This window comes from Rhizobium sp. K102 (assembly GCF_022385315.1).
Classification (GTDB): Bacteria; Pseudomonadota; Alphaproteobacteria; order Rhizobiales; family Rhizobiaceae; genus Rhizobium; species Rhizobium croatiense.
On sequence record NZ_CP092436.1, the window covers coordinates 907,345 to 919,968 of the forward strand.

A 12,624-nucleotide genomic window follows, 5' to 3' on the forward strand; every position below is an offset into this window, starting at 1 on the left:
TTCCGGAACCGCTGCGCACCGGGCGACATGCATTGGCGCCCGAACGGTGACGTCGCCCCTTCCCGTTCTTTATACGGCGGAACGACGTTTGTCCGGCCGGAGCCGGCGTGAACAAGTCAGGATCTGCGGCCGTGCTATTGCAGCGTGCGCGTCTGGACTTGTTCAGCCGCGTGGTTGGGCGCGGATAGCGGCAGGGCGCTGGCTTCCAGGCCTGTCGCCACGACCGAGACGCGGAACCTGCCGTCCAGGCTGCGGTCGAAGATCGCGCCGACGACGATATCGGCGTCGTCCTGCACTTCGTCGCGAATGCGGCTTGCCGCCTCGTCGACTTCGAACAGCGTCATATCAGATCCGCCGGAGATCGAAATCAGCACGCCCCTGGCGCCCTTCATGGAAATATCGTCGAGAAGCGGGTTAGCGATTGCCGCTTCCGCCGCCTTCATCGCCCGGCTTTCGCCGGCGGCTTCGCCGGTGCCCATCATGGCGCGGCCCATGCCTTGCATGACCGATTTCACGTCGGCAAAATCGAGGTTGATCAGGCCTTCCTTGACGATGAGATCGGTGATGCAGCCGACGCCGGCAAAGAGCACGCGGTCGGCCGTCATGAAGGCATCGGCGAAGGTGGTCTTTGCGTCCGCGATGCGGAAGAGGTTCTGATTGGGAATGACGATGACGGTATCGGCGGCCTGACGAAGCGCCTCGATGCCGACTTCGGCCGTCCGCATGCGGCGATTGCCTTCGAACGTGAAGGGCTTGGTGACGACGCCAACCGTTCAGGATGCCGGCCGCGCGTGCTGCACGCGCGATGACGGGAGCTGCACCGGTGCCCGTACCGCCGCCCATGCCGGCGGTAACGAAACACATATGCGAGCCGGCCAGGTGATCCATGATCTCGTCGATCAACTCCTCGGCGGCTGCATGACCAACCTCAGGCAGCGAACCGGCACCCAAGCCCTCCGTCACATTCGCGCCGAGCTGAATGCGGCGCGACGCCTTTGAGGTGGCGAGAACCTGGGCGTCGGTATTTGCGGCGACGAATTCGACGCCCGCCAGCTTTTCCGCAATCATGTTATTGATGGCGTTGCCGCCACCCCCGCCGACGCCGATAACCGTAATATGCGGCCGTAATCCCGAAATGCCGCTCTTGGCGTCCGTCATCGCACTCTCCTTAATGATGCAATCTTGCGCCCGCGCCCTCGTCGCGGACGGCAAATCGATGGTGAGGATAAACGCGCAACAAGGCGGAGGCGAGGCGAAAGACGTCCGGGGCGGCGACGTTCCAATGATTGTTGCCCTCATGAAGATCCCACCGCGCTCTTTGCGGATTTCGATCAGAAGCTTTGAGAGGGTGTGAACCAAAGGCCTGCCGAGGTGTTTACAGACATGCCTCACCTCTGCGAAAGGACCGATCCCATGCAAAGACTTCTTCTATCAAGCCTTGCCCTTGCCGCACTCGCCGGCACCGCCGTCGCACAACAACCGCCGCCTCCACCATCCGCCGCAACGCCACCCACCGCGACCGAGCCTAGCTCGCCTCCGCCGCCGCCAGCCCCGCCGCCTCAGCCCGCTCCCGATGATGACGAGCGGATGACGGGCAGCCCGGACGCGCGGTCCGGAGATCGCCCCGACTACCGGTGGCACGGTTCGAGGGACGACATGGGCTTCCGCGATTTCCGGGGCCATCGCATGCCGCGGCCGTCGAAGGCCGCCCATTTCCAAATTGAGGACGGAAACACACGGATCGATCTGAAATGCACCGAGGACGAACCAATGAAGGCCTGCGCTGATCTGCTGCTAGAGGTGATCGACCGCCTGCAGGGCCAGAACTAGCTTTTTCGGCGCCGCGTTTGCGACCGGCGAAGGGCCACTGATCACTGCTGCTCGAACTCGAGGCAGCGGATGTCGCCGCGTGGCTGAAAAGCATTGACTGCGCAAGCCTCGCGCCAGCTTCAGTTGGCAGAAGCCAATCATTGATTCTTCCCAGGACTTAATGCCGACCATTTTCAGCATGAACAGCCCCGCCAATGATTGGCGGGGCTTTTGCTGTCTGGCAGGACACGGTTAGCGATCATCGCGCCGGGAGCCTGATTTCTCTCAAGATCTCCACCGGCGGGAATCGGACACAATCCACGGCATCGAAAGTCACCGGGAATCGCATCCGGTTCCGGTTGGCCCAGCCGATCGCGGCCTGCGATTTCGCCGCCGGGATTTTCGTGGCGATCGTGCAATGTGGCACCCAGTTGCCGGGCCGATAGTGGTCGTGGCAATGGGCGGGGTCGATTTCCCGGTGAAGCTGCGCATGCAGTTGGAAAAGCTGCTCACCGTTGTTCGGCCGCGCCCATAAGACAAGGAATTCGTTCTCGAAGTGACCGATGCTTGAAAAGTTCAAGGTGACGGCGGGTCGCGTGCGGAAGACGCGGTCTAGCGCCTCGGCCAACTGGTCGAGGTCAATCTCCTGGTAAAGAGCGAGGGTGAGATGCGGCGGATAATTCAAGGCTCGCATCGAAGCTGTCTCTTCGAATGCCGCAGCTTTGTCCCAGAGTTCGAGAACCGGGGAAGCTGTCGCGTTCAGAGACTTAAGGCTGATCCCGTAACGCATATCCGGGCATGATCCAATCCATCGTTACCGGATGTTAGGGATCGCCAAACTCACTGTCGAGCGGTCAAAGGGGATGGGGGCATTGTCATCGGGAGTGAGTGCGCCGAGGCATACCGTGTTCAGCTGCGCGCTGCCCGCCAGGCGGCCGGTGGTGTTGCAAAGGTGCGGGAGAAGGCGCGGTTGAAGGCCGCTTCGGTGGCGTAGCCGGCGTCATAGGCGATCGCTGCAATCGGCTGGCTTGTCGTGGCAAGTGCCACGCTTGCCAGATAGAGTCGCCAGTCTCTGAGATAGCGGATCGGCGATGTCGCGAGCATCGTTTGAAAGCGTTCGGTCAGCGCGCTGCGCGACGATCCCGATGCCGCCGCCAGTCGCTCCAGAGACCAGTCACGCCGGGGATCGTCGTGGATGAGGGAGAGGCAGCGTGAGAGCGCAGGGTCGGCCAGCGCTGCCAGCAAGCCAATCGCGTGGGGTTTGGCCATCATGATCTGATGGCGCAGGATCTCGATGAAGATGATTTCGGTCAACCGCGGCAGCATCGAAATGCCGCCGGCGCGCGGCCTGTCCACCTCCTCGACCATCTGGCGGATAGTGGCGCGCAGCCAGTCGCCGTTATTGGCCGCCCGCGTCCTGACATGGATCATTTTCGGCAACGCCTGGCGCAGCGGCGCAAAGCTCAGCCCATCCCATTGCAGATAGCCGCAGAGCAGCCGGACGCTTTGCGCCGCCTCGCCGTAGCGAAGCACCGGAATCTCCCGCCACGGCTTCTGCGGCAGGTCGCGGGTCGGCAGCACCAGCGTGCCATTTCTTCCGACACCCAGCTGATGTCCGGTGCCGAAGGGAAAGACCAAGACGTCGCCGCCTTCCAGATCGGTTTCTTCGCCTTCCGCTTTCAACCAGCAACTGCCCGTCACGACGATATGGAACGGCATTGTGCCCATAGCCCCTGCCGAGAGGCCTGCAAGCGACGGCGCGGCATCGGTCTGCCAATCGCCCGTCGGCATGAAACAGAACTGCAGTGATCCCGAAAGACGGATCGTCGAAAGCAGCGCCGACAGCACGTCATCACGGGTGACGCCGCCCTCAGCATCTGGATTTTCGGACAAGGTTTCACGCATTCCGGCCAAATACGCGCGCAGCGCACCCTCCTATCATGGTCACGTTCAGTCCAAGTAATTTGAATTCAACTGGAGAATACTATGCAAAGCCAAAGCGATAAACTGATCGTGCTCGTCACCAAGGGCATCGAATCCGAACTTTCCTCCGTCGCCTTTACCATTGCCAATGGCGGCATTACCGCCGGGCTCAAGGTCTCGGTATTCCTCACCAGTACCGGGATCGATCTGGTGCGCAAGAGCGGCCAGCGGATGACGCATGTGCCGCCACTCGATCCGCTCTCGACGTTGATTGAGAATTTCCAGCAGCGCGGCGGCTCGATCTGGGCGTGCCCACCCTGTGTGGCTTCGCGCGGCTATACGCAGGAGGACCTGCTCGATGGCGTCGTCATCGTCGGCGCCAGCGCCATGCATGCCGAGATCAGGGAAGGTGCCGCGACGCTGTCGTTTTGATCAGTCAGACCGGGTGGGAGGCATATGCCAGCACTATTCTTGCATTCGGCAATATACTCGTGAGATTGTACACTTGTACATGTGATGCCGCGGGATGAGGGCGGCGCGGAGGCTTCAATGACGTCCGCAAGGATCAATGAGCTGATATCGGTGGCGGGGCAGCCCGATGCCGCCGGCTTTGCGGCTTTCGCGGGTGAGGGTTTTGTCGCAGTGATCAATGCCCGGCCGGATGGCGAGGAGCCGGGGCAGCCGGGCAATGTGGCGGAAAAGGCGGCGGCTGCCGCCGCTGGACTTTCCTATAGCTTTGTGCCGGTGAAGGGGAGCGAGATCACCGAGGCAGACATTCGCGCCTTTCAGGCAGCGATGGCCGAGGCGAAGGGGCCGGTTGTCGCCCATTGCAGAAGCGGTACGCGGGCATTGACGCTCTACGTGCTGGGCGAGGTGTTGGACGGGCGGATGAAGCCTGCGGATGTCGAGCCGCTCGGCCAAAGTCTCGGCTTCGACCTTGCCGGCGCGCGCCGCTGGCTGGAAAGGCGGGCGGCGCAGACGGCGGATGTGAAGGCCTTCTTCCATCCCGCCACATGGAGCGTGCAATATGTCGTTGGCGATCCTGTCACGGGACGCTGCGCGATCATCGACCCTGTGCTCGACTTCGACGAGACCTCGGGGGCGACGGGCACGTCAAGCGCCGATGCCATCCTTGCCGACATCGAAAGCCGCGGGCTGGCGGTCGCGTGGATCCTCGACACGCATCCGCATGCCGATCATTTTTCCGCCGCCCATTACATCAAGGGAAAGACCGGCGCGCCGATAGCGATCGGCGCCCATGTCACCGAGGTGCAGACGCTCTGGAAGGAGATCTATAACTGGCCGGCCATTGCGACCGACGGCTCGCAATGGGACCGGCTGTTTGCCGATGGCGACAGGTTCGAGATCGGCGGGCTTGAAGCTCGCGTTTTGTTTTCGCCCGGCCATACGCTCGCCTCGGTGACCTATCTGATCGGCGATGCCGCCTTCGTGCACGACACGGTGTTCACGCCGGATTCCGGCACGGCGCGCACCGATTTTCCCGGCGGCAGCGCCAGCGCCCTCTGGCGCTCGATCCAGGCGATCCTGTCGCTGCCCGAGGAAACTCGGCTCTTTTCCGGCCACGACTATCAGCCGGGCGGCCGGCATCCGCGCTGGGAAAGCACGGTGGCCGCGCAGAGACGCGCCAATCCCCACATATCGGGCAAGGACGAGGCCGGCTTCGTGGCGCTGCGCCAGGCGCGGGACCGCACCCTGCCGAAGCCAAAGCTGATGCTGCATGCGCTGCAGGTCAATCTCCGCGGCGGGCGGTTGCCGGAGCCGGAGGGGAACGGGCGGCGGTATCTGAAGATACCTCTGGATGCGTTGTAGCGCTGACCATAGGCAGATATTTACAAAGCAGGGTGGTCCAAATGCGGGGCTCTCGCGAGTCGATGCCGATATGATTCGTTTCCACGCGCTCGCTCGCTGGCCTTTTCCTGCAATTTCGCTATGATTTTTCTGGGCCACGCCCGGTCCGAGGAGTTCCGCCATGCTCGAACGAAACCACCTTCCCTTGCGCCCGGCAGCTCCCCTTTTCGCTGTCGCCTGGGTCGCCGTCATTGCCGGTGCCAGCGTCGCTCTTAGCCTGCTGTTTGCCTGCGTGACGCCTTTCGTAGCCCTGGCGGCGGTCTCGGCAGTCGTGCTTCCCCGGCGGATGGCGCTGATGGCGGTGCTGCTTGCCTGGTTTGCCAACCAGACGGTCGGCTATCTCGTCCTCGGCTATCCCCAGACCTTCGACAGCTATGCCTGGGGACTGGCGATCGGGATTGCGGCATTTGCATCGCTTGCGGCGGCGCTCGGGGTGCTGCGCCTTACGGCAGGCCCTGCCGTCACGATGGCCGGCGCCTTCATCGCCGGGTTCGCCGCTTACGAGGGCGTGCTTTTTGCCGCAACGGCGGTGCTTCCGTCCGGCGACGGGGCGTTTTCGGCAGCTGTTGTGGCCGAGGTTCTTTTGATCAATTCTCTGGCCGCGATCGGACTCATCTGCCTGCATGCCGGCGCGGCGGCTGGCCGCGCGCTTGTCGCGGCACAGCCGGCACCGGCACTGCTTTAGGTCTTCGCCTCCACACTTGTCGTCGCTCCAAAACTGCAGCGCGCCTTCCGGCAACGGGCCGGCGCCCTGAGGAATGCGCGAAGATGGGTTGAGATCATGGTCGGCAACGGCTATCTGGTTCCGACCCGCAAGCGGACCGGCCGCGAACGACAAGGCGCATAGCTCCCATGATCCCCGATTTCCTCGTCACCCATTCCGGTGGTTTCCATGCCGACGAACTGCTGTCGAGCGTCATCCTGACCCGGCTTTTCCCGCAGGCACGCCTGATCCGCAGCCGGGCGCCGGAGTGGATCACGCCAGGGCAGGACCGGATCATCTATGATGTCGGCGGAGCTTATGACGCCGATGCCGGCATATTCGATCATCACCAGCGCGGCGCGCCGCTGCGCGACGATGGTCAGCCCTACAGCTCATTCGGCCTGATCTGGAAACATTACGGCCGCGATTATCTCGCCGCTCGCGGCCTTGCCGCCGACCATGTCGAAGCCGTGCACAGCTCTTTCGATGCGAGCTTCGTGCTGCCGATCGATCTGACCGACAATGGCGCGCTCAGCCCCTCGGGACCGCTGGCGGGCTTGACGCTGCCGGCGCTGCTCGAGACCCTGAAACCGGTTTTCGACGAAGCGGAGCCGGATGCCGACGATCGCGCCTTCCACGCGGCCCTTGCCATTGCCCGCAGTTTCGTCGAGGCCAAGATCGCTCAGAGCGCTGCAAAATTGCGGGCCGAGGCGATCGTGCACGAGGCTATCAAGGCTGCGGGGCAGGGGCGCGTTCTGGAACTGCCGAGGGGGATGCCCTTCCGTCCTGCTATCGTCAAGGCCGGCGCCGATCACCTGCTGTTCGTCGTCCACCCGCGCGAAAAGGATTGGTGCGTAACCGGCATCCGCCGGGCCGAGGAGGGGTTCGAACTCAGGGCCGACCTGCCTGCGGCCTGGGCCGGTCTTACCAATGGAGAGCTGGCGGCGGTTTGCGGCATAGAGGGCGCGAGCTTCTGCCATAACGGCCGCTTCATCGCCGCCGCCAGGAGCCGCGAGGCGGCGCTTGCCATGGCCGAGTTGGCGGTCAAGGAGGCTCTTTCGATCGGCGTGTAGCGGCCGTTATCCGCGTCGGATCTACCTGATATCAAATGCGTTCAGGTCATTCCAACTGTGGAAGCGATTGACTTGCATCCGCGAAGGACTAATCTTCCTGCTATAACAACCACCACCCACACGCGAGAGATAGTGGACGGTGTGAGTGGCTGGCGACCTTGAGGAGGATGAGGTTTGCCATGGATTATCGTGTCGTTCTGCTGATTGGTGCAGCTGTGACTGCCCTTGCTCCCGCTAACGCCGGGGCGCAGGAGGGCGACGCGACGGCGGGCGCCGTTGTTTTCAAGAAGTGCGCGACCTGTCATGTCGTCGACTCCGATACGAACAAGGTCGGCCCGTCTCTGAACAAACTGTTCGGCAGGAAGGCCGGGACGCATCCCAATTTCGCCTATTCGGCGGGAATGAAGGCGGCTGGCGAAGGCGGTCTCGTCTGGGACGAGACGGTGCTGCGCGAATATCTGCACAATCCGAAGGCGAAGGTGAAGGGCACGAAGATGGCCTTTGTCGGCGTGAAGGACGAAAAGGAGATCACCGATCTCATCGCCTATCTCAAACAATATTCGCAGTAACGGGCAATATTCGCAGTGACGGGCAATATTCCCAGATGGCAATACTCCGAATGACGGGTTCGCGGCCGGCGACGAATGGCTAAATCGCGGTAATTGCGATATTTTCTATCTGTGCGATAATAAACACGGACTTTTTGCGGAATGCGGTTTCACGGGTCAACCTGCTCGAGGAGGAGCGGAAATGGCTGTCGTGCTGATCCTCGTCCTGATTGTCGTCGGCTCCGTGCTGTTTCATGTGCTGAGCCCGTGGTGGTGGACGCCGATCGCGTCCAACTGGACCTATATCGACACTACCCTCGTCATCACCTTCTGGATCACCGGCATCGTCTTTGTGGCGGTGGTTTCGTTCATGGCCTATTGCGTCTTCCGCTTCCGGCACAGGCCGGGCAACAAGGCGCATTACGAGCCTGAAAACCGCAGGCTGGAAGTGCTGCTGGCATCGGGAACGGCAGTCGGCGTCGCGGCGATGCTGGCGCCCGGCCTCATCGTGTGGAACCAGTTCATATCGGTGCCTGCCGATGCCGCATCAGTCGAGGTCGTCAGCCAGCAGTGGCTGTGGAGCTTCCGCCTGCCGGGAGCGGACGGAAAACTCGGCCGTGCCGAGACGCGCGACGTCAGCCCGGAAAACCCGCTCGGCCTCGACAAGAACGATGCAAGCGGCCTCGACGATGTCATCATCGAGGGCGGTGAGCTGCATCTGCCGATCGGCAAACCGGTGCACATTTTGCTGCGCTCCGTCGATGTGCTCCATGATTTCTATGTGCCGGAGTTCCGCGCCAAGATGGACATGATCCCCGGCATGATCACCTATTTCTGGTTCACGCCGACGCGGACGGGGACCTTCGACATCCTCTGCGCCGAACTCTGCGGCGTCGGCCATCCGCAAATGCGCGGCACAGTCGTCGTCGAAAGCGACGCGGATTATCAGACCTGGCTCGGGCAACAGCAGACATTCACCCAGCTGACAGCGTCGGCTGGGCCGGCGAACTGACGCGACCAGGACGGCCTAAGGCCGCAAGCCGGTTCGGGGAACCGGCGGGACGACGGCCTAAGGCCGCATCGGGGAAAGGGAAGAGAGATCATGGTCGAGATTCCATCCGGCAGCATCCCATCCGCCGAAGTCGAGGATGTCGAGCTTTATCATCCGAGAAGCTGGTGGACGAAATATGTGTTCAGCCAGGACGCCAAGATCATCGCCGTGCAATATTCGCTGACGGCGATCGCGATCGGTCTTGTGGCGCTGGTGCTCTCTTGGCTGATGCGGATACAGCTTGCTTTTCCCGGCTATTTCACCTTCATCGATGCCGATCACTATTACCAATTCATCACCATGCACGGCATGATCATGGTGATCTACCTCCTGACCGCGCTCTTCCTCGGCGGCTTCGGCAATTACCTCATTCCGCTGATGGTCGGCGCCCGTGACATGGTGTTTCCCTACGCCAACATGCTGAGCTACTGGATCTATCTCATCGCGGTGCTGATCCTCGCCGCCGGCTTTTTCGCCCCAGGCGGCCCGACGGGGGCGGGCTGGACGCTTTATCCGCCGCAGGCGGTTCTCTCAGGCACGCCAGGCGGCAAGGACTGGGGCATCCTCTTGATGCTCACCTCGCTGATTGTCTTCATCATCGGCTTCACCATGGGTGGGCTGAACTATGTGGTGACCGTGCTGCAGGGGCGGGCGCGCGGCATGACGCTGATGCGGATGCCGCTCACCGTCTGGGGCATTTTCACCGCGACCGTGATGGCGCTCTTGGCCTTTCCGGCACTCTTCGTCGCTTGTGTCATGATGCTATTCGACCGCCTGCTCGGGACCAGCTTTTTCATGCCCGCCATCGTCGAGATGGGCACGCAGCTGCAGCATGGCGGCGGCAGCCCAATCCTGTTCCAGCACCTGTTCTGGTTCTTTGGGCATCCCGAGGTCTACATCGTCGCACTGCCGGCCTTCGGCATCGTCTCGGACCTGATCAGCACGCATGCCCGCAAGAACATCTTCGGCTACCGCATGATGGTCTGGGCGATCGTCATCATCGGCGCCTTGAGCTTCGTCGTCTGGGCCCACCACATGTATGTCAGCGGCATGAACCCCGCCTTCGGCTTCTTCTTCGCCACCACGACGCTGATCATCGCCGTCCCGACCGCGATCAAGGTCTATAACTGGGTGTTGACGCTCTGGCGGGGCGATATCCACCTGACGCTGCCGATGCTCTTTGCGCTCGCCTTCATCGTCACCTTCGTCAATGGCGGCCTGACCGGCCTCTTCCTCGGCAATGTCGTCGTCGATGTGCCGCTGTCGGATACGATGTTCGTCGTCGCGCACTTCCACATGGTGATGGGTGTCGCGCCGATCCTCGTCATCTTCGGGGCGATCTATCACTGGTATCCGAAGGTGACGGGACGCATGTTGAACGACGTGCTCGGCCATATCCACTTCTGGATCACCTTCCTCGGCACCTATGCGATCTTCTTTCCGATGCATTATCTCGGTCTGCTCGGCGTGCCGCGCCGCTATTTCGAGATGGGAGAGGCGGCCTTCGTTCCGCCTTCGGCGCATACGCTGAACATCTTCATATCAGTCATGGCGCTCGTCGTCGGGGCCGGGCAGGTGGTCTTCCTGTTCAATCTGGTCTGGAGCCTTTTCCGGGGAAGAGAGGCGGGCGGCAATCCGTGGCGCGCGACGACGCTCGAATGGCAGACGCCGCAGACGCCGCCGGCGCACGGAAACTGGGGCAAGGACCTGCCTGTGGTCTATCGCTGGGCCTATGATTACAGCGTGCCGGGAGCGGCCGAGGATTTCATTCCGCAGACGGTGCCGGCAAGCGGCGAGGCCACACGGGAGCTTCCGGCATGAACGTCACGCTGATCTTCCTCGCGGCCATCGCCGCCATCATTATCTGGTGGTTGGCGGGGCAGCGGCTGACCTCGAAGCCCTGGCTCGAAACCGGCTCGGTGCAGCTGCCGGATCATGCCGGCACTGAGCGGCCACCCGTGCCGGCGGTGAAGATCGGCCTCTTCGTGTTTCTCGGCGTCGTCGGCGCGCTCTTCAGCCTTGCCGTCAGCGCCTATTTCATGCGTGCAGCGTCGACGGACTGGTGGGGGATGCCGGTTCCGCGTCTGCTCTGGGTCAACACGGGAGCACTCGCCTTGAGCAGCGCCGCGCTGCAATGGGCCAGACGCGAAGCGCGGCATGGCCGCGTCGAACGCCTGCGGCCGGCGCTTGCCGTCGCATTCGCTCTTGCCGTCCTGTTTCTCGCCGGACAGATCCAGGCATGGCGCGAGCTGACGGCGGCGGGATATGTGCTGGCCGACAATCCCGCCAACAGTTTCTTCTATATGCTGACCGGTCTGCACGGCCTGCACATCCTCGGCGGGCTGACGGTGCTGGGTCACACGACCCTGCGCGCTTTCGCGACCGACATCGCGTCGGACAGGCTCAAACTCAGCGTCGACCTTTCGGCGATCTATTCGCATTTCATGCTTGCCGTCTGGCTGCTGCTGTTTGCGCTCTTTGCCGGGTGGGCGAATGATTTCGTCGATCTCTGCCGCACATTGCTGAACTAGGGGCTCAACCGGGAGATTTGCAGATGGCACATCCTGTCCAGACACACGGCGAGCCAGATCTCAGGTCGGTCGGCCTGCGCGGCGTCGCCGCCGATTTCGCCTCGGACCAGCGGGCCTTCAAGACCGCCTCCTGGGGCAAGGCGATGATGTGGATATTTCTGCTCAGCGACACTTTCGTCTTCGGCTGTTTCCTGCTCGCCTATATGACCGCCCGCATGTCGACGCCCGTCGCCTGGCCCAATCCGAGCGAGGTCTTCGCGCTGCATATCGGCGGCCAGGACGTGCCGCTGATCCTGATCGCGATCATGACCTTCGTGCTGATCTCGAGCAGCGGCACCATGGCGATGGCGGTCAATTTCGGCTATCGCCGCGACCGCGGCAGGACCGCTGTCCTGATGCTGCTGACAGCATTTCTCGGGGCATGTTTCGTCGGCATGCAGGCCTTCGAATGGACCAAGCTGATCACCGAAGGCGTACGCCCCTGGGAGAACCCGTGGGGGGCAGCTCAGTTCGGATCGACCTTCTTCATGATCACAGGCTTTCACGGCACCCATGTCACGATCGGCGTCATCTTCCTCCTCATCGTCGCCCGCAAGGTCTGGCGCGGCGATTTCGATGTGGAACGGCGCGGCTTCTTCACCAGCCGGAGAGGGCGCTACGAGGCCGTCGAGATCATGGGCCTCTACTGGCACTTCGTCGATCTGGTCTGGGTCTTCATCTTCGCTTTCTTCTATCTGTGGTGAGGTCGTCATGAGCGAGACAACGGCGCATGGGCAAAGCCAAACGGAGCATGTACAGGCACATAGCGGGCAGCAGCATCCGATCCGGCTCTATCTCTTCGTCTGGGGCCTGCTCTTCGTGCTCAGCGCCTTTTCCTACATGGTCGATTATCTCGGGATCCAGGGCTATCTCCGGTGGTTTCTGATCCTGGTGTTCATGATGCTGAAGGCCGGGCTGATCGTTGCGGTTTTCATGCACATGGCCTGGGAACGGCTGGCGCTCGTCTACGCCATCCTGCTGCCGCCGGTGCTGGTGCTGGTCTTCGTCGCGCTGATGGTATCGGAATCGCAGTATACGATCTTCACCCGGCTCGCCTTCTTCGGCGCGACGCCGTAGA

13 protein-coding genes and 1 pseudogene are annotated in these 12,624 nt (G+C 62.3%); 11 read left to right on the forward strand and 3 right to left on the reverse strand.

Features of this window, described 5'->3' with window-relative positions; all coding sequences use genetic code 11:
* Positions 1-134: 134 nt before the first annotated feature.
* A pseudogene (gene ftsZ, locus MHI61_RS10300) lies at positions 135-1,158 on the reverse strand (cell division protein FtsZ).
* A gap of 255 nt (positions 1,159-1,413) precedes the next feature.
* Between ftsZ and MHI61_RS10305 the strand changes: the two are divergent.
* Entirely contained in the window at positions 1,414-1,830 is a 417-nt protein-coding gene (locus MHI61_RS10305; protein WP_239791917.1) for a hypothetical protein, read from the forward strand.
* Between the two features lie 238 nt (positions 1,831-2,068).
* On the opposite strand, the gene MHI61_RS10310 is transcribed toward MHI61_RS10305, so the two are convergent.
* Entirely contained in the window at positions 2,069-2,599 is a 531-nt protein-coding gene (locus MHI61_RS10310) for a 2'-5' RNA ligase family protein (protein WP_239791918.1), read from the reverse strand.
* A 119-nt stretch (positions 2,600-2,718) separates the two neighbouring features.
* Complete coding sequence (locus tag MHI61_RS10315) at positions 2,719-3,714, reverse strand: AraC family transcriptional regulator (RefSeq protein ID WP_239791919.1); 996 nt, start codon at positions 3,712-3,714, stop codon at positions 2,719-2,721.
* 81 nt (positions 3,715-3,795) lie between these two features.
* Here MHI61_RS10315 and MHI61_RS10320 point away from each other — a divergent pair, with 81 nt between their 5' ends.
* The 10 genes from MHI61_RS10320 to MHI61_RS10365 all read left to right on the forward strand — a co-directional run bounded on the left by MHI61_RS10320 (position 3,796) and on the right by MHI61_RS10365 (position 12,623).
* Complete coding sequence (locus tag MHI61_RS10320) at positions 3,796-4,164, forward strand: DsrE family protein (RefSeq protein ID WP_239791920.1); 369 nt, start codon at positions 3,796-3,798, stop codon at positions 4,162-4,164.
* Positions 4,165-4,281: 117 nt separating this feature from the next.
* Complete coding sequence (blh, locus tag MHI61_RS10325; protein ID WP_239791921.1) at positions 4,282-5,562, forward strand: bifunctional sulfur transferase/dioxygenase Blh; 1,281 nt, start codon at positions 4,282-4,284, stop codon at positions 5,560-5,562.
* Positions 5,563-5,722: 160 nt separating this feature from the next.
* Positions 5,723-6,286, forward strand: a complete 564-nt coding sequence (locus tag MHI61_RS10330; protein WP_239791922.1) for a hypothetical protein — start codon at positions 5,723-5,725, stop codon at positions 6,284-6,286.
* A 167-nt stretch (positions 6,287-6,453) separates the two neighbouring features.
* Positions 6,454-7,377, forward strand: a complete 924-nt coding sequence (locus tag MHI61_RS10335; RefSeq protein WP_239791923.1) for an MYG1 family protein — start codon at positions 6,454-6,456, stop codon at positions 7,375-7,377.
* Between the two features lie 179 nt (positions 7,378-7,556).
* Complete coding sequence (locus MHI61_RS10340) at positions 7,557-7,946, forward strand: cytochrome c family protein (protein WP_039620578.1); 390 nt, start codon at positions 7,557-7,559, stop codon at positions 7,944-7,946.
* A 181-nt stretch (positions 7,947-8,127) separates the two neighbouring features.
* Positions 8,128-8,937, forward strand: coding sequence for a cytochrome c oxidase subunit II (locus tag MHI61_RS10345; RefSeq protein ID WP_038689687.1), 810 nt, complete (start codon positions 8,128-8,130; stop codon positions 8,935-8,937).
* A 90-nt stretch (positions 8,938-9,027) separates the two neighbouring features.
* Positions 9,028-10,797, forward strand: a complete 1,770-nt coding sequence (ctaD, locus tag MHI61_RS10350) for a cytochrome c oxidase subunit I (protein ID WP_239791924.1) — start codon at positions 9,028-9,030, stop codon at positions 10,795-10,797.
* Positions 10,794-11,507, forward strand: coding sequence for a cytochrome c oxidase subunit 3 (locus tag MHI61_RS10355; protein WP_239791925.1), 714 nt, complete (start codon positions 10,794-10,796; stop codon positions 11,505-11,507). The genes ctaD and MHI61_RS10355 overlap by 4 nt, the downstream gene beginning before the upstream one ends.
* A 23-nt stretch (positions 11,508-11,530) precedes the next feature.
* Positions 11,531-12,250, forward strand: a complete 720-nt coding sequence (locus MHI61_RS10360; RefSeq protein ID WP_239791926.1) for a heme-copper oxidase subunit III family protein — start codon at positions 11,531-11,533, stop codon at positions 12,248-12,250.
* A gap of 7 nt (positions 12,251-12,257) precedes the next feature.
* The gene (locus MHI61_RS10365; RefSeq protein WP_239791927.1) at positions 12,258-12,623 is read left to right on the forward strand and encodes a cytochrome C oxidase subunit IV family protein; all 366 of its coding nucleotides are present in this window, start codon (positions 12,258-12,260) and stop codon (positions 12,621-12,623) included.
* The last annotated feature ends 1 nt before the right edge of the window (position 12,624 follow it).

Excerpts from the sequence above, each read along its gene's own strand:
- MHI61_RS10305 (WP_239791917.1), top strand. The coding sequence starts at position 1,414 with ATGCAAAGACTTCTTCTATCAAGCCTTGCCCTTGCCGCACTCGCCGGC.
- MHI61_RS10310 (WP_239791918.1), bottom strand. The coding sequence starts at position 2,599 with ATGCGTTACGGGATCAGCCTTAAGTCTCTGAACGCGACAGCTTCCCCG.
- MHI61_RS10315 (WP_239791919.1), bottom strand. The coding sequence starts at position 3,714 with ATGCGTGAAACCTTGTCCGAAAATCCAGATGCTGAGGGCGGCGTCACC.
- MHI61_RS10320 (WP_239791920.1), top strand. The coding sequence starts at position 3,796 with ATGCAAAGCCAAAGCGATAAACTGATCGTGCTCGTCACCAAGGGCATC.
- blh (WP_239791921.1), top strand. The coding sequence starts at position 4,282 with ATGACGTCCGCAAGGATCAATGAGCTGATATCGGTGGCGGGGCAGCCC.
- MHI61_RS10330 (WP_239791922.1), top strand. The coding sequence starts at position 5,723 with ATGCTCGAACGAAACCACCTTCCCTTGCGCCCGGCAGCTCCCCTTTTC.
- MHI61_RS10335 (WP_239791923.1), top strand. The coding sequence starts at position 6,454 with ATGATCCCCGATTTCCTCGTCACCCATTCCGGTGGTTTCCATGCCGAC.
- MHI61_RS10340 (WP_039620578.1), top strand. The coding sequence starts at position 7,557 with ATGGATTATCGTGTCGTTCTGCTGATTGGTGCAGCTGTGACTGCCCTT.
- MHI61_RS10345 (WP_038689687.1), top strand. The coding sequence starts at position 8,128 with ATGGCTGTCGTGCTGATCCTCGTCCTGATTGTCGTCGGCTCCGTGCTG.
- ctaD (WP_239791924.1), top strand. The coding sequence starts at position 9,028 with ATGGTCGAGATTCCATCCGGCAGCATCCCATCCGCCGAAGTCGAGGAT.
- MHI61_RS10355 (WP_239791925.1), top strand. The coding sequence starts at position 10,794 with ATGAACGTCACGCTGATCTTCCTCGCGGCCATCGCCGCCATCATTATC.
- MHI61_RS10360 (WP_239791926.1), top strand. The coding sequence starts at position 11,531 with ATGGCACATCCTGTCCAGACACACGGCGAGCCAGATCTCAGGTCGGTC.
- MHI61_RS10365 (WP_239791927.1), top strand. The coding sequence starts at position 12,258 with ATGAGCGAGACAACGGCGCATGGGCAAAGCCAAACGGAGCATGTACAG.